Annotated in this window: 19 protein-coding genes; 13 read left to right on the forward strand and 6 right to left on the reverse strand. The window is 74.3% G+C overall.

Features of this window, described 5'->3' with window-relative positions; genetic code table 11:
- The 8 genes from NWP10_RS04535 to NWP10_RS04570 form a co-directional block, all read left to right on the forward strand.
- The coding region (locus NWP10_RS04535; protein ID WP_258300013.1) for a hypothetical protein at positions 1-974 on the forward strand (974 nt) is incomplete at its 5' end.
- An 89-nt stretch (positions 975-1063) separates the two neighbouring features.
- Positions 1064-2278 (forward strand): PLP-dependent aminotransferase family protein, encoded by a 1215-nt coding sequence (locus tag NWP10_RS04540; protein WP_184173495.1) that lies wholly within the window; start codon positions 1064-1066, stop codon positions 2276-2278.
- 159 nt (positions 2279-2437) lie between these two features.
- Positions 2438-4075, forward strand: a complete 1638-nt coding sequence (locus NWP10_RS04545) for a fumarylacetoacetate hydrolase family protein (protein WP_258300015.1) — start codon at positions 2438-2440, stop codon at positions 4073-4075.
- On the forward strand, positions 4072-4740 hold the full coding sequence (locus tag NWP10_RS04550) for a GntR family transcriptional regulator (protein ID WP_258300016.1): 669 nt from the start codon (positions 4072-4074) through the stop codon (positions 4738-4740). The genes NWP10_RS04545 and NWP10_RS04550 overlap by 4 nt, the downstream gene beginning before the upstream one ends.
- Positions 4737-6272: a 5-carboxymethyl-2-hydroxymuconate semialdehyde dehydrogenase gene (hpaE, locus tag NWP10_RS04555; RefSeq protein WP_258300017.1), complete on the forward strand. Its 1536-nt coding sequence runs from the start codon at positions 4737-4739 to the stop codon at positions 6270-6272. The genes NWP10_RS04550 and hpaE overlap by 4 nt, the downstream gene beginning before the upstream one ends.
- Before the next feature lie 470 nt (positions 6273-6742).
- The gene (gene hpaD / locus NWP10_RS04560) at positions 6743-7909 is read left to right on the forward strand and encodes a 3,4-dihydroxyphenylacetate 2,3-dioxygenase (RefSeq protein WP_258300018.1); all 1167 of its coding nucleotides are present in this window, start codon (positions 6743-6745) and stop codon (positions 7907-7909) included.
- A 281-nt stretch (positions 7910-8190) separates the two neighbouring features.
- Positions 8191-8562 carry a cupin domain-containing protein gene (locus NWP10_RS04565; protein WP_258300019.1) on the forward strand — a complete coding sequence of 124 codons (372 nt, stop codon included), beginning with the start codon at positions 8191-8193 and terminating at the stop codon, positions 8560-8562.
- Between the two features lie 76 nt (positions 8563-8638).
- The gene (locus NWP10_RS04570) at positions 8639-8842 is read left to right on the forward strand and encodes a hypothetical protein (protein WP_258300020.1); all 204 of its coding nucleotides are present in this window, start codon (positions 8639-8641) and stop codon (positions 8840-8842) included.
- A 73-nt stretch (positions 8843-8915) separates the two neighbouring features.
- On the opposite strand, the gene NWP10_RS04575 is transcribed toward NWP10_RS04570, so the two are convergent.
- A complete protein-coding gene (locus tag NWP10_RS04575; RefSeq protein ID WP_258300021.1) occupies positions 8916-9551 on the reverse strand; it encodes an NADPH-dependent F420 reductase in 636 nt (211 codons plus the stop codon).
- 197 nt (positions 9552-9748) lie between these two features.
- On the opposite strand from NWP10_RS04575, the gene hpaH reads away from it, so the two are divergent.
- The 3 genes from hpaH to NWP10_RS04590 all read left to right on the forward strand — a co-directional run bounded on the left by hpaH (position 9749) and on the right by NWP10_RS04590 (position 13084).
- Positions 9749-10534 carry a 2-oxo-hept-4-ene-1,7-dioate hydratase gene (gene hpaH, locus NWP10_RS04580; RefSeq protein WP_258300022.1) on the forward strand — a complete coding sequence of 262 codons (786 nt, stop codon included), beginning with the start codon at positions 9749-9751 and terminating at the stop codon, positions 10532-10534.
- 11 nt (positions 10535-10545) lie between these two features.
- The gene (locus NWP10_RS04585) at positions 10546-11403 is read left to right on the forward strand and encodes an HpcH/HpaI aldolase/citrate lyase family protein (protein ID WP_309137695.1); all 858 of its coding nucleotides are present in this window, start codon (positions 10546-10548) and stop codon (positions 11401-11403) included.
- Between the two features lie 88 nt (positions 11404-11491).
- Complete coding sequence (locus NWP10_RS04590; RefSeq protein ID WP_258300023.1) at positions 11492-13084, forward strand: YdiU family protein; 1593 nt, start codon at positions 11492-11494, stop codon at positions 13082-13084.
- 201 nt (positions 13085-13285) lie between these two features.
- Here NWP10_RS04590 and NWP10_RS04595 read toward each other — a convergent pair whose 3' ends face one another.
- Positions 13286-14575 carry an NAD(P)/FAD-dependent oxidoreductase gene (locus tag NWP10_RS04595; RefSeq protein ID WP_258300024.1) on the reverse strand — a complete coding sequence of 430 codons (1290 nt, stop codon included), beginning with the start codon at positions 14573-14575 and terminating at the stop codon, positions 13286-13288.
- Positions 14572-14901 (reverse strand): bifunctional 3-phenylpropionate/cinnamic acid dioxygenase ferredoxin subunit, encoded by a 330-nt coding sequence (locus NWP10_RS04600; protein ID WP_017489161.1) that lies wholly within the window; start codon positions 14899-14901, stop codon positions 14572-14574. The genes NWP10_RS04595 and NWP10_RS04600 overlap by 4 nt, the downstream gene beginning before the upstream one ends.
- 384 nt (positions 14902-15285) lie before the next feature.
- Between NWP10_RS04600 and NWP10_RS04605 the strand changes: the two genes are divergently transcribed.
- Entirely contained in the window at positions 15286-17388 is a 2103-nt protein-coding gene (locus NWP10_RS04605; RefSeq protein ID WP_258300025.1) for a LysM peptidoglycan-binding domain-containing protein, read from the forward strand.
- Between the two features lie 133 nt (positions 17389-17521).
- On the opposite strand, the gene NWP10_RS04610 is transcribed toward NWP10_RS04605, so the two are convergent.
- Genes NWP10_RS04610 through NWP10_RS04620 form a run of 3 tightly spaced genes read right to left on the reverse strand, consistent with a single transcriptional unit; the run spans position 17522 to position 20287 of the window.
- Complete coding sequence (locus NWP10_RS04610) at positions 17522-18187, reverse strand: 3-oxoacid CoA-transferase subunit B (RefSeq protein ID WP_258300026.1); 666 nt, start codon at positions 18185-18187, stop codon at positions 17522-17524.
- 8 nt (positions 18188-18195) lie between these two features.
- Positions 18196-18960, reverse strand: a complete 765-nt coding sequence (locus NWP10_RS04615; RefSeq protein WP_258300027.1) for a 3-oxoacid CoA-transferase subunit A — start codon at positions 18958-18960, stop codon at positions 18196-18198.
- Positions 18961-19009: 49 nt separating this feature from the next.
- On the reverse strand, positions 19010-20287 hold the full coding sequence (locus NWP10_RS04620; RefSeq protein ID WP_258300028.1) for a thiolase family protein: 1278 nt from the start codon (positions 20285-20287) through the stop codon (positions 19010-19012).
- Between the two features lie 131 nt (positions 20288-20418).
- Here NWP10_RS04620 and NWP10_RS04625 point away from each other — a divergent pair.
- A partial coding sequence (locus NWP10_RS04625) for an IclR family transcriptional regulator C-terminal domain-containing protein (RefSeq protein WP_258300029.1) occupies positions 20419-21200 on the forward strand: 782 nt, incomplete at its 3' end.

Consider the following 21200-nt stretch of genomic DNA (forward strand, 5'->3'; position numbering starts at 1 on the left):
CCGTCGGGCTGCTGGGCGGCTGCGCCGCCGAGCCGGGCGCGCCCGCCGCCACCGACGGCTCGACCCAGGGCGACGCCCTCCCCCGGCCCGAGGTGGACGGCTACGCCCCGCTGACCGTGTGGCTCACGGTGCCCGCCGCGGAGGCCGTCCCGGGCTCGACGGGCCGCCCCTACGGCTGCGACGACCTGCTCGTGCCGGTGCAGACGGTGCCGGCCGACGCCCCCGACGACGCGGACGCCGCCCTGGACTTCCTCTTCTCCGACGAGCGCGGCTGGCACGGCGACCCCTCGCTGTGGAACGCGGTGTTCGAGACGCGCGAGAGCCTCACGCCCACCGGCCACCGCCTCGAGGGGGACGTGGACGTCTTCACCTTCACCGGCACCGTCACCGCCGAGGGCGAGTGCGAGGCCGAGCGGATCCGCGCCCAGCTGCAGGAGACCGCCGCCGCGCACACCTCCGCCGGGCAGGTCCGGCTCGAGGTGGACGGCCGCCCCCTCGACGACGTGCTCGGCCTGGCCCCGCTGGCCCTCGGAGACGAGGTGGACGTCCCGGAGTCGGGCGCCGCCCCGTCCGAGTCGCCCACGGAGCCCGCCGACGAGCCCTGGGAGGAGCCCGCCGAGGACCCGTGGGCCGAGCCGACGGAGGACACCTGGTCGGAGCCGACCGAGGACCCGTGGGCCGAGGCCGAGGAGTCCGCCGAGCCCTCCCCCACCGCGTGGGAGGAGCCCGCTGAGGAGACCTGGGAGCCGCAGGACGAGACGGCGCCCACGGAGGAGGACGCCCCGACCGAGTGGGACGGGACCGTCGACGACGGGTCCGCGTCCGAGGACGTCCCCGCCGAGGCGGAGGAGCCGGCGCAGGACGAGGGGGCCGACCCGGCCGACGAGTCCGCCCCCGCCGAGGACGCCGGCGCTGACGGCGCCGGGAACCTCGGGGTCGAGGAACCGGACGCGACGGAGCCGAGCGCCCCCTGAGCCGAGCGCGCCCGGCCCCGGGTGCGCCGCCGTCGTCGTCCGTCATCCCACGTTCGTGCCCCCGCGCGCCGTGCTATAGGGTGCCGAGCGTGCGTCATCTGCGAGATCACCTGTCCCACCGTGCCGTCGGCGTGAAGCAGTCCGCCGTGCGCGACGTCTTCGACATCGCCATGGACCCGAACCTCGTCTCCCTGGCGGGCGGCAACCCGTGGCTCGCGGACCTGCCCCTCGACGAGCTGGGCCGCATCGCCTCGGACCTGATGACCCGCTTCGGCACAGAGTCCCTGCAGTACGGGCCGGGCCAGGGCACGGAGGAGATGCGCGCCGCCGCGGCCGCCGTCATGGCCGCCGACGGCATCCCGGACGCGGACCCGGAGCTCGTGGTCATCACCCCCGGCTCCCAGGCCGCCATCGACACCGCGTGCCGGGCGTTCGGCAACCCGGGCGACGTCGTCGTGGTGGAGGACCCCACCTTCGTGGGCGCGCTGACCACCTTCAACACGTGGGAGCTGGACGCCGTGGCCACCGGCACGGACGAGCACGGCCTGGTCCCCGCCGCCCTCGACGAGACGCTGACCCGCCTCGCCGCCGAGGGCCGCCGCGTCGCGTTCCTCTACACGATCCCCTCGTTCGCCAACCCCTCCGGCGCCCTGCTGCCCGCCGACCGCCGCGCCGAGGTGGCCGCGATCTGCGAGCGGCACGGCGTGCTCATCGTGGAGGACAACCCGTACGGGCAGATCGCGTTCGACGGCGACCCCGTCGCCCCGATCGCCGCCGAGCACCGCGACGGCGTGGTCTACCTCGGCACCATGTCCAAGATCTTCTCCCCCGGCGTGCGCATCGGCTGGGCGCTCGTGCCGGCCGAGCTCAAGCGGGAGTTCTACCTCTCCGCCGAGTCCGCGTTCATCCACGCCTCCACGTACTCGCAGATGCTCTCGACGGCGTTCGTCACGCAGCTCGACTGGCAGGGCCACGTGCGCCACGTGACCGGGCTGTACCGCGAGCGCGCCGGCGTGCTCGTGGACGCGGTGCGCGAGCACTGGGACCCCGGGGTCGAGTTCATCACCCCGCGCGGCGGCTTCTTCCTGTGGGCCACGCTGCCCGGCGGCGTGGACACCATCGAGCTGATGCACCGGGGCATCGCGGCCGGCGCCGTGTTCGTGCCCGGCGGCGCGTTCACCCCGGTCGAGGGCGTCCACTCGACGCTGCGCCTGGCCTACCCGTTCGTGGAGGCGGAGCGGCTGGTCGAGGGCGTGCGACGCCTGGCCCCCGTGGTCAACGACGCCGTGGCCCGCGCCCGCTGAGGAGGGCGGCCGTCCACCTGTCCGCCTGGTGCGTGATCCCCTCCCTTCCAGCGGGACGCGCACCCCGACGACGCCTCGCCAGCCCCCGCCGAACGGTCCGGCGTCCGCCTGGAGCGTGACCCCTTCCCCCGGCCCGCTGGATCGTATACGATCCACAGCATGACGCAGAGCACACCGGACACCACGCCCACCGTCACCGAGCACGACTTCGCCGCCCGGGAGAACCGGCCGGGCAAGGTCCTCGCCCTGCACCTGAACTACCCCTCGCGGATCGCCCAGCGCGGCCGCTCCCCGCAGGCGCCGGGCTACTTCATCAAGGCCGGCACGTCGATCGCCCGCTCCGGGGACGCCGTCGAGCGCCCCGCCGGCACCGAGCTGCTCGCCTACGAGGGCGAGATCGCCCTGATCATCGGCCGCACCGCCCGCCGGGTCACCCCGGAGGAAGGCTGGTCGCACGTCTCCGGCATCACCGCCGCCAACGACTGGGGCCTCTACGACCTCCGCCACGCGGACAAGGGCTCCAACGTGAAGAACAAGTCCGGGGACGGCTACACGCCGCTCGGCCCCGCGGTCATCTCCGCCGAGGGCCTGGACCCGGCCGCCCTGCGCGTGCGCACCTGGGTCAACGGCGAGATCGTCCAGGACGACACCACCGAGGGCCTCGTCTTCCCCTTCGGCCAGCTCGTCGCGGACCTCTCCCAGCTCATGACCCTCGAGGAGGGCGACGTCATCCTCACCGGCACCCCCGCCGGCTCGTCCGTGGCCCGCCCGGGCGACGTCGTCGAGGTGGAGGTGGACGCCCCCACCGCGCCCGGCGCCCCCACCACCGGCCGCCTGGTCACCCGCGTGACCGAGTCCGAGCACGCCATGGCCCCGTTCGGCGCCCAGCCCAAGGTGGACGACGTGCAGCGCGAGGAGGCCTGGGGCTCCCGCGAGGCCGCGGGCCTGCCCGCCGCCTCGGACGTCCAGGCCGACGACGGCGCCGCCGCCTCCCAGCCGGCGGCCGGCTCCCAGCCCGGCCCGGTGGACGAGAACGGCCACTGGGTCGCGAGCGCCCCGCAGCCGGACCGCTCCCTGCTGACCCCGGAGCTGCGCGCCAAGATCGATGCCGTCGCGGTGGCCACCCTCACCGCCCAGCTGCAGAAGCGCGGCATCCAGAACGCGACGATCGACGGCCCGCGCCCGATCCACCAGGGTCGGCGCGTCCTCGGCTACGCCAAGACCCTGCGCTACGTGCCCAAGCGCGAGGACCTGTTCAAGGAGTTCGGCGGCGGATTCAACGCCCAGAAGCGGGCCATCGACTCGGTGCAGCCGGACGACGTGGTGGTCATGGAGGCCCGTGGCGAGCACGGCACCGGCACCCTCGGGGACGTCCTGGCCCTGCGCGCCCAGGTGAACGGCGCGAACGCCGTGATCACGGACGGCGGCATCCGCGACTCCGCCGCCGTGGCCGAGGTCGGCCTCCAGGTCTACGCCGGCGCCACGCACCCGGCCGTGCTGGGCCGCCGTCACATCCCGTGGGAGGTCGGCGGCACCATCGCCTGCGGCGGCACCACGGTGCAGCCCGGCGACGTCATCGTCGGCGACGACGACGGCCTCGTGGTGATCCCCCCGGCCCTGCTGGTCGAGGTCGTCGAGGACGCCTACGAGCAGGAGCTCCAGGACGCCTGGGTGTACGAGCAGGTCAAGGCCGGCCACCCCGTGGACGGGCTGTTCCCGCCGAACGCGGAGTGGAAGGCCAAGTACGCCGAGCACCGCGCCGCCCAGGCCGCCGATCGCGTGCCGGAGGCCCCGTGACCGCACCCGCCCTCAGCAAGGCCGACGTCGCCTACCGGGCGATCGTGGACGGGATCCGCGCGGACCGGTACGCCCCCGGCGACCGGCTCGTGCTGGCCCAGATCGCGGCCGAGCTGGACATGTCCGTGGTCCCGGTGCGGGAGGCGATCCGCCGCCTGCAGTCCGAGAACCTCGTGGCCTACGAGCGCAACGTGGGGGCGACCGTCGTCGGGATCGACCCGGTGGAGTACCGCCACACCATGGAGACGCTCGCGCTCGTGGAGGGCTTCTCCACGGCGCAGTGCGCCCCGCGCGTGACGGCCGAGGACGTGGCCGCCGCCCGCGAGGTCAACGAGGCGATGCGCGCGATGGCGCACTCCTCGCAGGAGTGGGACGCCGTCGCGTTCACCGAGCTGAACCGGCGCTTCCACTCGATCCTGTTCGAGCACCATCAGAACGACCACATCCACGACCTGGTGCACCGCGGCTGGACCCGCCTGGCCGCGCTGCGCTCCTCCACGTTCGCCTACGTGCCCGGCCGCGCCGTGGCCTCCGTGGACGAGCACGAGCACCTGCTGCGGCTCATCGAGGACCGCGCCGGCTTCGCCGAGATCGAGGCCGCCGCCCGCAGCCACCGACTGAACACCCTGCACGCCTACCTCGCCCACCAAGGAGAGCTCTCATGACCGAGATCGACGACCGCAAGCCCGAGGGTCTGCCCGACGTCATCCGCCACTACATCGACGGTCAGTCCGTGGACTCCGTGGACGGCGACACCTTCGACGTCCTGGACCCGGTGACCAACCAGCCCTACATCAAGGCCGCCTCCGGCAAGACCGCCGACGTGGACAAGGCCGTGGCCGCCGCCAAGGCCGCCTTCGAGTCCGGCGTCTGGTCCCAGGCCCTGCCCCGCGAGCGCTCCCGCGTGCTGCACAAGATCGCCGACATCATGGAGACCCGCGGCGACCAGCTGGCCGCCATGGAGTGCTTCGACACCGGCCTGCCGATCAAGCAGGCCAAGGGCCAGGCCGCCCGCGCCGCCGAGAACTTCCGCTTCTTCGCGGACCTGATCGTGGCCCAGCACGACGACACCTTCAAGGTGCCCGGCCGCCAGATCAACTACGTCAACCGCAAGCCGATCGGCGTCGCGGGCCTGATCACCCCCTGGAACACCCCGTTCATGCTGGAGTCCTGGAAGCTGGCCCCGGCCATCGCCACCGGCAACTCCGTGGTCCTCAAGCCGGCCGAGTTCACCCCGCTCTCCGCCTCCCTGTGGCCGGGCATCTTCGAGGAGGCCGGCCTGCCCAAGGGCGTGTTCAACATGGTCCACGGCTTCGGCGAGGAGGGCTTCGCCGGCGACCCGCTGGTCAAGCACCCGGACGTGCCGCTGATCTCCTTCACGGGCGAGTCCCGCACCGGCCAGATCATCTTCGGCAACGCCGCCCCGCACCTGAAGGGCCTGTCCATGGAGCTCGGCGGCAAGTCCCCCGCCGTCGTCTTCGCGGACGCCGACCTGGACGCGGCGATCGACGCGACCATCTTCGGCGTGTTCTCCCTCAACGGCGAGCGCTGCACCGCCGGCTCCCGCATCCTCGTGGCCCGCGCGGTCTACGACGAGTTCGTCGAGCGCTACGCCACCCAGGCCTCCCGCGTGAAGGTCGGCATGCCGAACGACGAGACCACCGAGGTCGGCGCGATCGTGCACCCGGAGCACTTCGAGAAGGTCATGTCCTACGTGGAGATCGGCAAGTCCGAGGCCCGCCTCGTGGCCGGCGGCGGCCGCCCGGAGGGCTTCCCGGAGGGCAACTTCGTGCAGCCCACCGTGTTCGCCGACGTCGCTCCGGACGCCCGGATCTTCCAGGAGGAGATCTTCGGCCCGGTCGTGGCCATCACCCCGTTCGACTCGGACGAGGAGGCCCTGGAGCTGGCCAACAACACCAAGTACGGCCTGGCCGCCTACATCTGGACCAACGACCTCAAGCGCGCCCACAACTTCGCGCAGAACGTGGAGGCCGGCATGGTGTGGCTGAACTCGAACAACGTGCGCGACCTGCGCACCCCGTTCGGCGGCGTGAAGGCCTCCGGCCTGGGCCACGAGGGCGGCTACCGCTCGATCGACTTCTACACCGATCAGCAGGCCGTGCACATCAACCTCGGCGAGGTCCACAACCCGGTGTTCGGCAAGCAGGAGGAGGCCGCCGCCAAGATGGACGGCTGAGACCCTTCTCCCTGCCCTGCCGGGAGATTGGGGTGACTTGTCGGGGGTCAGGAGGCCTCTGACCCCCGACAAGTCACCCGAATCTCCCGGGAACGCACGACGACGGCGCCCGCACCTTCCGCGCGAAGGTGCGGGCGTCGTCGTCGTACGGGGATGCGAGCGCCCCGCCCCCACCCCACTCCGCCCCAACCCCAGGCGTTTCGGGTGACTTGTCGGAGGTCCCGGCGCCCGGCACCTCCCATAACCCACCCCAACCGTTCGGGGTGTGTTCTCGGAGGTGTCGGGGCGGAGCACCCCCGGAAAGTCGCCCGAAACGCGCCCCTGCTGCACGCGGAACGCGCCGGGGAGCACGGCGCCCGATCCGCCCTTTCCCCCGGCCGCCGGGATCGTATACGATCGGTGCAGAAGGTGTCCCACAGCACACCTGCCCCGGCCGCCCCCGCGGCCACCCTCTCGTTCAGGAGACACGCATGAGCAACTACGCAGGCCGTACCAAGACCTCCGTCGGCACCTACGTGGGCCAGGAAGGTCCCGTCAAGACGGACAACCCCATCCCCACCCCGAAGGCCGAGGCGCCGGACGTGCTGCGCTGCGCCTCCATGGAGCTCGTGGTGACGGACCTGGAGAAGTCGCGCCAGTTCTACGTGGACGTCCTGGACCTCGTGGTCACCGAGGAGGACGAGAACACCGTCTACCTCCGCTCCATGGAGGAGTTCATCCACCACAACCTCATCCTGCGCAAGGGCGACACCGCCGCCGTCGCCGCGTTCTCCTACCGCGTGCGCACCCCCGAGGACCTGGACAAGGCCGTGGCCTTCTACACCGAGCTCGGCTGCCGCGTGGAGCGCAACAAGGACGGCTTCGTGAAGGGCGTCGGCGACTCCGTGCGCGTCGAGGACCCGCTGGGCTTCCCGTACGAGTTCTTCTACGAGGTGGACCACGTGGAGCGCCTGGCCTGGCGCTACGACCTCTACTCCCCCGGCGCCCTGGTGCGCCTGGACCACTTCAACCAGGTCACCCCGGACGTGCCCCGCGCCGCCCGCTACATGCAGGACCTGGGCTTCCGCGTCACCGAGGACATCCAGGACGAGAAGGGCACCGTCTACGCCGCGTGGATGCGCCGCAAGCCCACGGTGCACGACACCGCCATGACCGGCGGCGACGGCCCGCGCATGCACCACGTCGCCTTCGCCACGCACGAGAAGCACAACATCCTCGCCATCTGCGACAAGCTCGGCTCGCTGCGCATGTCCGACGCGATCGAGCGCGGCCCCGGCCGCCACGGCGTGTCCAATGCCTTCTACCTCTACCTGCGCGACCCGGACGGCCACCGCGTCGAGGTCTACACCCAGGACTACTACACCGGCGACCCGGACAACCCCGTGGTCACCTGGGACGTGCACGACAACCAGCGCCGCGACTGGTGGGGCACCCCGGTCGTCCCGTCCTGGTACACCGACGCCTCGCTCGTGCTGGACCTGGACGGGAACGTCAAGGGGGTCGTGGCCCGCACCGACGACTCCGAGATGGCCGTGACCATCGGCGCCGACGGGTTCTCCTACACCCGCGCCGAGGAGGGCGAGGACTCCATGCCGGAGTACAAGAAGGGCGAGTACAAGCTGGGCAACCAGCTCTGACGCCTGCGCCGGCCTCGGCCGGCCCCTCCCCCATCACGACGACGGCGGGCACCTCACCGGGGTGCCCGCCGTCGTCGTGTGCGGGGGTGGGGTTGTGCGTGTGACGCCCGCCCGGCCGCGCTGGCCACCCCTCGGTTTGCCGCCCTTGCCCCGCGACCGGCCCCGAGGCATGCCGCCGTTGCCCCGGGCCCTGCCGCCCCTGCCCGGGCGCACTACTGCCAAGTAGATCCAGGACTACCTGGCAGTAGTGCGCCCGGCGAGGCGCTGGCTAGCCTGGCGGCATGGATGAGACCACCCCGCGGATCCTCGCCGACGTCGCCGAGCTCACGGCGGACCCGGCCGGCGCCGCGTCCGGCGCGGCCTGGCGCCTGGAGCAGGAACCGCGCGACCTCGACGCCAACGTCGTGCGCCTGCCGCCGGGCGGACGGAACGAGCCCTTCGACGGCCCCGCCCTGGACATCCTGGTGCACGTGGTGGCCGGCTCGGGCCTGCTCCACACGGCCGATCAGGATGTGCCGATCCGCGCCGGCCAGGTGCTGTGGCTGCCGCGGCAGTCGCGGCGCGGCTTCACCGCGGGGCCCGAGGGGCTGGCCTGGCTGACGGTGCACCGGCGCAAGCCCGGCCTGGGCATCGGCCGCCGCCCGGAGGCCTGACGGCACCGGCCCGGCACATCGGCAGCCCCTGTGGCGGAATCTGCCCCTGCGCAAGGAGCTCGCCATCGCCCTCGCCGTGCTGCTCGGCAGCACGGTCATCGCGATCCCCACGGCGCTGCTCTCCGGCCTGGGCGATCTGCTGATCGGCGGCGAGGACTCGTCCGCGGTGTCCAGGGTGGTGTTCATGGTGGTCGCCCTCGGCCTGGTGTGGGCGGCGCAGTTCGCCTGGCAGGAGTGGCGCGGGAGCCGCGCCCAGCGGCCGCCCCGGCACCCCCGCTGACGCGATCGGCCACGCGCGGGCGCCTCACTGAGGCCGCCCCGGCACCCCCGCTGACGCGGTGATCGTCCCGGGCTCAGCCCACGCGGGCGGCGGCGTGCGGCAGGGCCTCGCGCAGGCCGGCCTCGTCGAACCGGCGCCCGAACACGGCGCCGTCCGGTTCGAGCAGGGGCGCGTCCGCCGCGGAGGTGGGCACGGCGTCGAAGCCCATCGAGTCCACGAGCGAGGCCACCAGGTCCACCGCCGCGCGGTCGTCGCCGGCCACCGCGAACGCCCGACGCCCCGGCGCGCCGGGCGGGCGGGCGTCCATCAGCAGCTCGCCGTAGCCGGCGTGGTTGAGCGACTTCACCACGGGCACGCCGGGCACGCGCTCGGTCCAGGCGAGGGGGTCCATGCGGTGGATCGAGTCCGGCCCGTCCGTGTACTCCCACGCGTTCGTGGCGTCCAGGAGCACGCCGCGGGCGCGCGCCAGGTCCAGGTCCGCGAGCGCAGGCTGGGGCAGGGCGAGGATCATGACGTCGGCGCGCTCCACGACGTCGGCCAGCGGCACGGCGTCCGCGGCGGGCAGGAGGGTCTCGACGACGGAGCGGAAGACGCGGCTGCCGGGGCGGTCGGCGACGAGGAGGCGGTGGCCCGCCTCGGCCACGAGCTGGCCGACGGCGCTGCCGAGCCGCCCGACGCCCACGAGGCCGACGGTGAGGATGTCGTTCATGTCTGAAGCAACAGGCCGCGGGTGGCCGGGTATTCCGAGAGGTGCGTCTCACCAGGGGTGATGCCACGATGGACGGGTCGGGCACCGGCGCGGCGCCGGGACCCGCGGCGTCATGAGGGTGACGCCCGCCACTCCGGCCGCCCGCATCGTATACGATCGAGCCCCGGGGCCCGCCCGCCGTCGAGAAGGAGACCGCCATGCTGGACCACGAGACCCACGTGAAGATCGCCGACGAGCTGCACGAGGCCGGCCGCACCGGCACCCCCGTGCCGCTGCTGACCGCCCGGTACGAGGGCATGGAGATCGAGGACTCCTACGCCGTGCAACGCATCTGGGCGCAGCGCCAGGTGGAGGCGGGCCGCCGCGTCGTCGGGCACAAGATCGGCCTGACCTCCAAGGCCATGCAGGCCGCCACCGGCATCACCGAGCCGGACTACGGGGTGATCTTCGACGACCAGGTCTTCGAGTCCGGCCACGAGTACGAGGCCGCGCGCATCACCAACCCGCGCATCGAGATGGAGCTGGCCTTCGTCCTCAAGGATGAGCTGCGCGGCCCCCACGTGAACCTCTTCGACGTCCTGCGCGCCACCGAGTTCGTGGTGCCCGCCCTCGAGATCCTCGACGCCCACGTCGAGCTGGCCGGCCGCACCATCGTGGACACCATCGCGGACAACGCCGCCCTGGGCTCCATGGTGCTCGGCGGCCGCCCCGTGGCCCCGGACGCCGTCGACCTGCGCTGGGTGGCCGGCACCCTCTCCCGCAACCAGACCATCGAGGAGACCGGCGTGGCCGCAGGCGTGCTCAACCACCCCGGCAACGGCGTGCACTGGCTCGCCAACCGCCTCGCCGACCACGGCGACGCCCTCGCCGCCGGGGAGATCGTGCTCGCGGGCTCGTTCACGCGCCCCATGCACGTCAGCGCCGGCGACACCGTCACCGCCGACTACGGGCCCCTGGGCACCGTCACCTGCCAGTTCGCCTGAGAGGACCCCCGATGCCCGTCCGCCACAACACCCAGCCGCTCGTCCGCGACCTCTTCAGCGCCGAGGCGAAGGCCGCCCGCGGCGGACGCCCCGCCGCCGGCATGTTCCTCTCCTCCGGCGACTGCACGGCCGCCGAGATCTGCGCTGGCGCGGGCCTGGACTACCTGCTCATCGACGGCGAGCACGCGCCCCTGAGCCTGGAGAACGTGCAGGCCCAGCTGCGCACGATCGCCGGCTACGGCGTGCCCGTGATGACGCGGGTGCCGTTCCTGGACTGGATCAGCATCAAGCAGTACCTCGATCTGGGCGCCCAGACCCTGCTCGTGCCCATGATCGACACGCCCGAGCAGGCCGCCGAGGCCGTCCGCGCGCTGCGGTACCCGCCGCACGGGGACCGCGGCGTCGGCTCGGCGCTGGCCCGCTCCGGCCGCTGGAACCGGATCGAGGGCTACCTCCAGCACGACGACGAGCACGTCAGCCTGTTCGTGCAGATCGAGACCGTGCGCGGCGTGGAGAACGCCGCCGCGATCGCCGCGGTGCCTGGAGTGGACGGCGTGTTCGTCGGCCCCTCGGACCTCTCGGCCTCCATGGGGCTGATCGGCCAGCAGAGCCACGCGGACGTGGTGGCGGCCGTGCGGCGCGTGATCGAGGCGTGCAACGCCGCGGGCACCACCGTGGGCGTCAACGCGTTCGTCACGGACCAGGCCCAGGCCTACGCCGACGCCGGCGCGGACTTCGTGAACGTGGGCGCCGACGTCGCCCTCATGGCCCGCGGCGCCGAGGCCCTCGCCGACCGCTGGTGCCCGGCCCCGCAGGCCGACGGCGACGCCGCGGCGGACGGCTCGGCCGCCCCCCGCGCGTCGTACTGAGGGGCGGGGGCGCCGCCTCACCCTCGCCTCCTGCCCGGCGGCCGCTCGACGCGTGTCCCGCCAGCGGGCGGGCCGTAGCGTGGGGCCCATGCCCGCGCCCACCCTGCACCACCGCTTCGCCGACCGCTTCCCCGAGCTCGCCCTGCCCTGGCAGGCCCAGGAGACCGACGGCCCCGAGCTGGTGCTGCTCAACGCCGGGCTGGCCGAGGAGCTCGGCCTGGACGCGGACTGGCTCGCCTCCGACGACGCCCTCCGCCTCCTCACGGGTGAGCGGCCGGGCCCGGAGGCGAAGCCGGTGGCGCAGGCCTACGCCGGCCACCAGTTCGGCCACTACTCCCCCCGCCTCGGGGACGGTCGCGCGCTGCTGCTGGGAGAGCTGGTCCCGCCGCGGCGCACCCGCGACGCCGACGACGCGCCGCAGGTCCTGCCCACCTGGCGCGAGCTGCACCTGAAGGGCTCCGGCCGCACCCCGTTCGCCCGCGGTGACGCGGACGGGCAGGCGGTCCTGGGCCCCATGTTGCGCGAGTACGCGGTGTCCGAGGCGATGCACGCCCTCGGTGTGCCGACCACGCGCGCGCTGGCCGTCGTCGCCACGGGGCGCCCCGTGCATCGGGCGGGGTGGCAGCCCGGCGCCCTCCTCGCCCGCACGGCGGCCTCCCACCTGCGCGTGGGCTCGTTCCAGTACGCCGCCGCGCTGCCCGAGCGGGCCGACCCCGTCGCGGTGCTGCGCCGGCTCGTGGACGAGGCGATCCTTCGCCACCACCCGCACGCCGCCGAGGCGGAGAACCCGGCGCTCGCGCTGTACGAGGCGGTCATCGCCGCGCAGGCCGAGCTGGTGGCCCGCTGGATGCTCGTGGGCTTCGTGCACGGCGTGATGAACACGGACAACATGACCCTCTCCGGCGAGACCATCGACTACGGCCCGTGCGCGTTCCTCGACGCCTTCGACCCGGCGGCGTCCTTCTCCTCGATCGACACGCAGGGTCGGTACGCGTTCGGCAACCAGGGGCCCGTGGCCGCATGGAACCTCGCGCGCCTCGGCGAGGCGCTCGTGCCCGTGCTCGACGACGACGCCGGCCGGGCCGTCGAGCTCGCGCAGGAGGCGCTCGGCGGCTTCCAGGCGACGCACCTGGCCGCGTGGCGGGGCGGGCTGCGCGCCAAGCTGGGGCTCAGCGAGGAGGTGACGGACGCCGACGTCGCGGCGCTCACCGACCGCCTGTTCCCCGTGCTGGCCGCCGCGCGGACCGACTGGACGGGCTTCTGGGTGCGGCTGGCGGAGCACGTCCCCGGGGGCGAGGGCGGGGGCGCGCGGGGCGAGGGCGGCGCCGGACGGAATGCCCGGCGGAGTGCCGGAGCGGGCGAGCCGACGGCCGCCGCGCTGGCGGAGGCGCAGATGCTGGTCCCGGGCGCGGCCGACCCGGCTGCCGTGGCCGCGTGGCTGCGCGACTGGCAGGCGCTGGGCCCCGACGCGGGCCGGATGCGGGCGGCGAACCCCGTCTACATCCCGCGGAACCACCTGCTCGACGAGGCCCTCACCGCCGCCGAGGACGGGGACCTGGGGCCGGTGCACCGCCTGCTGGAGGCCGTCACCGACCCGTTCACCCCGCGCCCGGGCCTCGAGCGGTACGCCGCGCCGGGCCCGTCGGACGCGGCCCCGTTCGTGACGTACTGCGGGACGTGAGGCGGGGGCGGCGGGAGCTCCCCCACTCCCGCTCCCCGCTCCCCGTCCCTGCCCCCACTCCCACCGCCCCACCGCTTTCGTGTGGGAAACGGGAGCCTCCCCACCCCTTTCGTGTGGGAAACGGGAGTTCCCGTTTCCCACACGAAAGGGGTGAGGGACGAAAGCTCCTCCTCACCCGGGCGTGTGGTGGGGCGCGCCCCCTCACCCCCGGGCGAGCGACTTCAGCGGCACGGTCGGGTCGGCGAGGGCCTGCGGGTCCACCACGATCCCGCGGTCGATGATGCGGCGGGCCGCCTTGACGGCCATGGGGTCGTCGATCGACGCCGCCCCGCGCATCCGCCCCTCGGCGTCGAGCACGAAGCTCGCCACCACGGCGCCGCGCGCCTCGCGGTCCACGCTCGCCCCGCCCGCGGGCACGGCCATGTCCCCCACGGCCTCCGCGTGGCAGCCGTGCCGGTCGGACCAGAGCCAGGGGGCGCCGGGCGGCTCCGGGTCCTCCCCCAGGAGCGCCGCGGCGGCGGCCGCGCCGGAGCGCAGGGCCGGCTCCCAGTGCGGCGACGGCCCCCACGCCGAGCCGGTCGCCCGGGCGGCGTCGCCCACGGCGAGGATCCCGGGCACGCTCGTGCGGCCGGCCTCGTCCACGAGGATCCCGTCCGCCACCTCCAGCCCGGCCTCCTCGGCGAGCGCCGTGTCCGGCACGGTGCCGCCGGCCAGCACCACGACGTCGGCGTCCACGGTCCGCCCGTCGCCCAGGTGCAGGCGGTGGGCGGCCGGCAGCGCGGCGCCGCCGTCGTCGTCTCGGTGCTCGATGCGCGCCACCCGACCGACCTCGACGGCCACGCCGTGCTCGGCATGCATCCGGTGCAGCCGGGCCGCGAGCGCGGGCCCCACGGCGCGCAGCGCGGGCGCGTCCGTGGAGGTCACGAGGGTCACGCCGGCGAGGGCCTGCCGCGCGGAGGAGGCGGCCTCGGCGCCGGTGAACCCGCCGCCGACCACGGCCACCTCCGCCCCGAAGTGCAGCCGCTCGCGCAGTGCGTCGGCGTCGGAGCGCGTGCGCAGCGTGATCAGGTCCGGGTGCGTCGCGCCCTCGACGTCCAGGGGCCGGGGGCGGCCGCCCGTGGCGAGCACCACGGCCTCGGCCTCGAGCACGCGCCCGGAGGCGAGCTCCACCCGGTGCGGCACGGGGTCGCCGTCGGGGTGGGCGCCGCCGGGCGTCAGGCGCACGGCGGCCTCCTCCACCAGCTCCACGTCGTGCTCGGCGAACCAGGACGGCGGCGCGAACAGCAGCCGGTGCGCGTCCGTCTCCCCCGTCAGGTAGTCCTTGCTCAGCGGGGGCCGGTCGTACGGCACGCCCTGCGGCTCCACGAGCGCGAGGGACCCGGTGTGGCCGCGGCGGCGCAGCTCGCGGACCGCCCCGAACCCGGCCACGCCGCCGCCCACCACGACCACCGAGGCGGGCGCGCCCGCCCGCGCGTCGACGTCGCCGCTCATGCGCCGGGGGTGAGGTAGAGCTGCCCGTCCCGCTCCTGGACCGGATGGGTGCCCACGGGCCGGGTGGCGGGCAGGCAGAGCGCCTCGCCGCTCTTGAGGCAGAACTGCGCGGAGTGCAGCGGGCACTCCACCTGCGTGCCTTCGAGCCAGCCCTCGGCGAGGGAGGCGTCCTCGTGGGTGCAGGTGTCGTCGATCGCGTAGAACGCGCCGTCCTCGGCGTGGAACACGGCGACGTCGTCGCTCGTCCCGGCCGTGGCCGCGGGGACGACGACGGCCTCCCCCTCCGGGATGTCCGCCGCCGCGCCGATGTGGATGGGCTCCGCCATGACCTGCTCCTCCTGTGCTCCGCCGGCCTCGCCGGTCCGTGCTCGTCTCCCGCCACGGTAGCGCCCGCCCCGGACGCCGCACGCGGGTTCGCGGACGGCGTGCGGCGGGCCGGCGCCCGGCGGGCGCCACCGGCCCGAGGAGCCCCGTTGCTGTGCGTTTCCCCCGCACGGAATGCGCTTGCACTGTGAACTTGGAAAATGGACGCTCCGTACCCGTGGAATAGACCGAATCCACAGTAGGAAATGGCCTGCGGCAATGCCCTTTCACGCTACGATCGCCGAGGCTCGGGCCGGATTCCCCGCAGGTCCTCCGCCGTCCTCGCCCCGGGCACGCCGTCTCGCCTCCCTCCCGCCCCGGGCTCCACACCTTCCGAAGGCACTCGCATGAAGCTCTCCGCGCCGCGCTCCGCGTCCCCCCGCCCGCTCGCCCCCGCCGTCGTGGTGGCGGCCCTGTCCGTCCTGGTGGGCGGTTTCGCCCCGCAGCAGCCCTCCCCGACGACGGCGGCACCCGCCCCCGCCTCCGAGGCCGGCGACGCCGCCGCCCTCCGCGCCCTCGCCTCCGCCGGCTCCGGGCAGGCCTCGGCGGCCGCCTCCGAGGTGCGCGGGGCCGCCGTGGCCGCCGTGCCCCAGGAGGGCGAGGCCCTCGCGGACGCGCCGGCCGGCGTCGTGCTCGGCGAGCCCGTGGTGGACCGCCCGTTCACCGTGGCCGCCGCCGTCTGGGACGCCGCCGCGGACCACGCCGTGGAGCGCGTGGAGATCCGCGTCCGCCAGGACGGCGCGTGGGGCCCGTGGCAGGTCCTGGAGCGCGCCGTGCTGCCCGAGGGCGCCGCGGTGACCCGCACGGGCACCGACCCGTTCGTCGCGTTCGGGGCCGACGGCGCCCAGCTGCGCCTCACCACCGCCGACGGCGCGGCCCCGGCCGGCCTCGAGCTGTCCCTGATCGACCCGGGCACCGCCGCCACGGACGAGGCGGTCGCCAGCGCCCACCCCGCCGTCTCCGCGGACCAGGCCGCCCAGGACGCGGCCCTGCCGCGGGGCGTGAAGTCCAGCGCCGTCGTCGGGGGCGCCGAGCCCGCGCCGGCCCGCACGGTCTCCACCGCCTCCGAGGCCCGGGCCCGGATCCTGCCGGACGTGATCACGCGCGCCCAGTGGGGCGCGGACGAGTCCTGGGCGCAGGCCTCCCCGCAGTTCGAGCAGGTGCGCGCCCTGACCATCCACCACTCGGCCGGCACGAACGACTACACGCGAGCCCAGGCCGTGGAGCAGATGCGCGCGATCTACGCGTACTACACGAAGACCCTGGACTGGGGCGACTTCCCGTACCACCTGATCACCGACCGGTTCGGCAACATCTACGAGGGCCGCCGCGGCGCCCTCGACGCCAACCCCCTCGGCACGCACGCCGGCGGGTTCAACACCGGCACCATGGGCATCTCGACGATGGGCAACTACGACGTCGTGGCCCCCTCCGAGGAGGTCGTCGACGCGATGGCCCGCGCCACCGCCTACTACCTGTACCGGGACGGGCTCGACCCGTACGGCCGCGTCGCCCTCACCTCCGGCGGCAGCACCAAGTACGCCGCGGGGACGCCGGTCACGGTGGACACGATCTTCCCGCACCGCACGACGTCGAACACCGCCTGCCCGGGCCGGCACCTGATGGCCCGGTTCGACGACGTCCGGGACCGGGCCGCGACGATCGCGGCGGCCGCCGGACAGGAGGCCCCCGCCCCCGAGCCCGAGCCGATCCCCACACCGGAGCCCGAGCCGGCCCCGACGCCGGAGCCCACGACGCCGACGACCTACACGGTCCAGGACGGGGACGGCTGGTGGGTCATCGCCCGGCGCACCGGCGTGCCCGCGGCCACCATCCAGGAGCTCAACGGCATGACCGAGTCCACCGTGCTGCACCCGGGCATGGTGCTGCGCCTGGTGGCCGACGTCTCCGCCCCGGCCCCCACCCCCGTCACCACGGGCACGTACACCGTCCGGCCGAACGACGGCTGGTGGGTCATCGCCCGGCGCACCGGCGTGCCCGCGGAGGAGCTGCAGCGCCTCAACGGCATGACCGCGGACACCCTGCTCCACCCGGGGATGGTGCTGATCACGGCCGCAACGGCCCCGGCGCCCGCTCCCGCGCCGGCGCCCGCTCCCGCGCCGGCGCCGGCCCCGGGCACCTACACCGTGCGCGACGGCGACGGCTGGTGGGTCATCGCCCACCGCACCGGCGTGACCATGGAGACCCTGCAGCGCCTCAACGGGATGACCGCGGACACCTTGCTGCACCCGGGGATGGTCCTGGTCACCGGCCAGAACGCAACCGCGTCGGCGCCCGCCCCGGCCCCCGCCACCTACACGGTGCGACCGAACGACGGCTGGTGGATCATCGCCGACCGCACCGGCGTCTCCATGGCCGAGCTGCAGCGCCTCAACCGCATGACCGCCTCGACCCTGCTGCACCCCGGCATGGTCCTGCGCATCGCCTGAGCTCCGGACTCCCGCCGGGAGGCTCCCGTTTCCCGCACGAAAGCACCCCGGGAGGCTCCCGTTTCCCACACGAAGGCGACCGGGGCGGGGAGGGTCACCCCTCCCCGTCCCCGTCGGCGTCCGGCAGGCCTCGTCAGCCCTCGACCTTCTCGAAGCGCACCCCGGGGTGGCCCTCCTCGAGCTCGTCCCAGGTGATGCCGTGCAGCTCGCGGACCTTGACCACGCCGGTCTCGTCCAGCAGGAACACGCCCTTGTCCGCGTAGATGCGGGAGACGCAGCCGACGCCGGTGAGCGGGAAGGTGCACTCGGCCAGGAGCTTGGGATCGCCCTTCTTGGTGAAGAGGTCCATCATCACGTAGGTGTCCTTGGCGCCGATGGCCAGGTCCATCGCGCCGCCGACGGCGGGGATGGCGCCGGGCTTGCCGGTGGACCAGTTGGCCAGGTCGCCGGTGGCGGAGACCTGGTAGGCGCCGAGGACGCACACGTCCAGGTGGCCGCCGCGCATCATCGCGAACGAGTCGGCGTGGTGGAAGTACGCGGCGCCGGGCAGCTCGGTGACCGGGATCTTGCCGGCGTTGATGAGGTCCTCGTCCACCTGCTCGCCCTCGGCCTCGGGGCCGAAGCCCAGCATGCCGTTCTCGGTGTGCAGGGTGACGTTCTTCTCGGCCTCCAGGTAGTTGGAGACCGTGGTGGGCTGGCCGATGCCCAGGTTCACGAAGGAGCCGGGGGCGATGTCCGCGGCGATCACCTTCGCCAGCTCGTCCTGGGTCAGCGGGGCGTCGGTCTGGGTGAAGCTCATGGCGCTCCTCACTTCCCCTCTGCGGCCTTCTCGGCCGCGGTCTTGGTGGCCGCGCACGGCTTGGGCTTGCCGGCGGCCAGGGCCTCGCGCTCCTCGCGCTCCTTCACGCCGGACTCGGTCTCGATCCGCACGATCACGTCCGTGTAGATGCCGGGGGTGATCACGTGCTCGGGATCGATCGGCTCGTCGCGGACCTCGTCCACCTGGACGACGGTGTGCTCGGCGGCGGCGGCCATGATGGGGCCGAAGTTCCGGGCGGTCTTGCGGTACACGAGGTTGCCGTGGCGGTCCGCCGCGTAGGCCTTGATGAGGGCCACGTCGCCGCGGATCGGGGACTCCAGCACGTAGTGCCTGCCGTCGATCTCGCGGACCTCCTTGCCCTCGGCGAGCTGGGTGCCGTAGCCGGTGGGCGTGAAGAAGCCGCCGATGCCGGCGCCGCCGGCGCGCAGGCGCTCGGCCAGGTTGCCCTGCGGCACGAGCTCGAGCTCGATCTCGCCGGCGCGGTAGGCCTCGTCGAAGTGCCACGAGTCGGACTGACGGGGGAAGGAGCAGATGATCTTGGCGACCCGGCGCTCCTTGATGAGCAGGGCGAGGCCGGCGTCGGCCTGGCCCGCGTTGTTGTTGACCACCGTGAGGCCGGTGGCCCCGGACTCGAGCAGCGCGTCGATCAGCTCCATCGGCTGGCCGGCGTTGCCGAACCCGCCGATCAGCACCGTGGCGCCGTCGGTGACCTGGGAGACGGCCTGCGCGGCCGTGTCCACGAACTCCAGCATGGGGACTCCTGGGTGTGAGGGGGACGGAAGAGGTCTCGGGGCGGCCGGCTCAGCGGGCGTCCACGTTCTCCAGGACGACGGCGATGCCCTGCCCGACGCCGATGCACAGGGCGGCCACGCCCCAGCGGTCGCCGGTGTCCTGCAGGCGGCGGGCCAGGGTGCCGAGCACGCGGGTGCCGGAGGCGCCGAGCGGGTGGCCCACGGCGATCGCGCCGCCCCAGGCGTTCACGATCTCCGGGTCCACGCCCCACGCGTCCAGGCAGGCGAGGGACTGGGCGGCGAAGGCCTCGTTGAGCTCGACGGCGGCCACGTCCTTCCAGCCGATGCCGGCGCGCTTCAGGGCTAGGTTCACGGCCTCGACGGGGGCGTAGCCGAAGAAGTCCGGCTCGTTCGCGGCGGTGGCGCGGCCGGCGATGCGGGCGATCGGCTGCAGGCCGAGGATCTCGGCACCCTTCTCGGAGCCCAGCAGCGCGGCCGAGGCGCCGTCGTTCATGGGCGAGGCGTTGCCGGCGGTGACGGTGCCGTCCTCCTTGCGGAACACGGTGCGCAGGCCCGCAAGGGTCTCGGGGGTGGAGTCCGGGCGGACGGTCTCGTCCCGCTCCAGGTCCGTGCCGGGGACGGCGGCCACGAGGGAGTCGTAGCGGCCCTCGTCCCAGGCCTTCGCGGTGAGCCGGTGGGATCGCGCGGCGAACTCGTCCTGGCGCTCACGGGTGATGCCGAAGCGCTCGCGCAGCCGCTCGGTGGACTCGCCGAGGGAGATGGTCCAGTCCTTCGGCATCGCGTCGTTGATCAGGCGCCAGCCGAGGGTGGTGTTCACGGCCTCGAGGTTGTGCAGCGGGAAGGGGCGGTTGGTCTTGGGCAGCACCCAGGGGGCGCGGGACATGGACTCCACGCCGCCCACGAGCATGACGTCCGCCTCGCCGGTGTTGATCTGGCGGGAGGCGATGATCGCGGCGTCCAGCGAGGAGCCGCAGAGGCGGTTGACGGTGGTGCCGGGGATGGTCACGGGCAGGCCCGCCAGCAGCGAAGCCATGCGGCCCACGTTGCGGTTCTCCTCGCCGGCGCCGTTGGCGTTGCCGAACACGACCTCGTCGATCCGGTCCGGGCGCGCCCGGTCGGTGCCCGCCTCGATCGGCCGGCCCTTCAGCTCGTCGGCCACGTCCTGGGCGCTCTCGCGGCGCAGGCCCTCGAGGCCGGGGGCGCGGTCCACGATCGTGCGGATCACGTGGGCGGCGAGGTCGTCCGGGCGGGTGCCGGCGAGCTTGCCGCCGATCTTGCCGAAGGGCGTGCGGACGGCGTCGAAGACGTAGGCGTCGGCGAGGGTCATGGCGGGGTCTCCTCTGCGGTCGGGTCCCGGTCTCGGGTCTCGTCGGCCACGCTAGGCCGGGCCCCGGACGCAATACCAGGGATGTGCGCCATGCGCACGTCTGTTCGCACAGCGAACGCTAGGCTGGCCGCATGGCCCCCGCTCCCCCGCACGACGACGCCGCCCCGGCCCACCCCGAGCCGCCGGTCCGCGCCCTGGCCACCGGCCTGGCGGTGCTGCGCTCCTTCACCCCGGACCGCGCGTCGCTCACGGTCTCGGACGCCGCCGCGGCCGCCGGGACCACCCGGGCCACCGCCCGCCGGGTCCTGCACACCCTCGTCCACGAGGGCTACGCCGTCCAGGAGGGCCGCGACTTCCGGCTCACCCCCCGCGTCCTCGAGCTCGGCCACGGCTACTGGACGGGCACGTCCCTGGCCGAGATCCTGCGCCCGGTGCTCACCCGCGCCTCGCAGGAGCTGGAGCAGTCCTGCTCGGCCGCCGTGCTGGACGGGCCGTTCCTGCTCTACATCGCACGCGTGCACACGGAGCGGATCATCCGGGTGAACCTCGACGTCGGCACGCGGATGCCCGCGTTCCTCACCTCCATGGGGCGCGTCCTGCTCGCGGACCTGCCCCCGGCCACGGTGCGCCGCGTGCTCGAGGCCGCACCGCGCACCCCGCGGACCGTCACGGACGTGGAGGCCCTGCTCGAGGAGATCGCCCGGGTGCGCCGGCAGGACCACGCCGTGGTCACGGCCGAGCTGGACGAGCACCTCAGCTCCGTGGCCGTGCCGGTGCGCGGGCCGGACGGCGCCGTCGTCGCTGCGATCAACACGGCGCTGCCCCACCGCACCCCCGGGGCGGCCGGGCCGAGCGCCGACGAGCAGACGCGCGCCGCCGTCGCCCAGGCCCTGCCGGTGCTGCGCGAGGCGGC

The organism is Micrococcus sp. HG099 (assembly GCF_024723355.1).
Taxonomy (GTDB): domain Bacteria; phylum Actinomycetota; class Actinomycetes; order Actinomycetales; family Micrococcaceae; genus Micrococcus; species Micrococcus endophyticus.